General features: G+C 61.6%; 1 protein-coding gene. It reads right to left on the reverse strand.

Annotation, left to right across the window (positions count from 1 at the left end):
• Positions 1 to 26: 26 nt before the first annotated feature.
• Positions 27 to 926 carry a 5-dehydro-4-deoxy-D-glucuronate isomerase gene (kduI, locus tag XpopCFBP1817_RS20810; protein ID WP_128418488.1) on the reverse strand — a complete coding sequence of 300 codons (900 nt, stop codon included), beginning with the start codon at positions 924 to 926 and terminating at the stop codon, positions 27 to 29.
• Between the last annotated feature and the right edge of the window lie 197 nt (positions 927 to 1,123).

Consider the following 1,123-nt stretch of genomic DNA (forward strand, 5'->3'; position numbering starts at 1 on the left):
TCGCTGATTTTTTGAAGGTATGGTCATCATCCAGTGCGTGTCACCACGGCTACGACTTGGTTGTTCGAGGTGCCCTTAAGCTGGCAGATGTCCAGCACGTGCATGTCGGTGTAATCCAGGTTTTCGCCGCCCATCGCCCAGATGAAAGCGTAATTGCTGGTGCCGGCGCCCATGTGGATCGACCACGGCGGCGATACCACTGCTTGGTTATTCTGGATCACGATGTGGCGCTGCGCTTCGGGCTCGCCCACAAAGTGATAGACGCGGTCGTTGGCGCCAAGATCGAAGTAGAAATACACCTCGCTGCGACGGTCGTGCAGATGCGGCGGCATGGTGTTCCAGACGCTGCCCGGATTGAGCACGGTCAGGCCCAGCAGCAGCTGCGAGGACTGGCAGGTGGCCGGCACGATGTATTGATAGATGGTGCGCTCGTTGCTGGTTTCCAGTGCGCCGCGCTCCAGTGCCACGGCGTCTTTGATCGAGAGCTGCTTGGTCTCCAAGCGCGCATGCGCCGGCGTGGAGGCGAGGTAGAACTTGGCCGGGTTGGCGGCATCTGCGGAAGCGAAGGTGACCTCGGTGCTGCCCATCGCCACGTACAGGCCATCCTTCGGCCCGAGCGTGTAAACGGTGCCGTCCACGGTCACGCTGCCGGCCCCGGCGCCCACATTGAGGATGCCGAGCTCGCGGCGCTCCAGGAACGGATGGCCGGCGGCGGAAGCGGGTTCGGTCTGTTTGGGCAGCTCCAGCGTCGTGCCGAGCGGTGCGGCGCCACCGAGCACGAAGCGCTCGTAATGGGTGTATTTGAGCGTGACCGCATCGTCGACGAACAGACCATCGAGCAGATAGAGCGCGCGCAGATCGTCGTTGCTGGCGCCCTTGATAGCGTCGGGATGGGTGGCGTAGTGGGTCTTGCAGTACAGGGACATGTGGCATCTCCGGCGGCAAGCCAGGAACGGTGGCCGAGAAACAGCATCGTAGCGAATTAGGTAACCGGTGTCATTGCGCAGTGCACGATGGTTGGATCGGTAATCACCGCGACGACCAAGCAACCTCTGAACAACGCACCCACGATGCGCAACACTATCCACTCACCTCCATGCAACTGCCCTTCGGTGATGCACAG

Source organism: Xanthomonas populi (assembly GCF_002940065.1).
In the GTDB taxonomy this organism is placed as follows: domain Bacteria; phylum Pseudomonadota; class Gammaproteobacteria; order Xanthomonadales; family Xanthomonadaceae; genus Xanthomonas; species Xanthomonas populi.

What these genes read in the sequence shown, in the direction of transcription:
- kduI (WP_128418488.1), bottom strand. Translation starts at nt 926, where the DNA reads ATGTCCCTGTACTGCAAGACCCACTACGCCACCCATCCCGACGCTATC.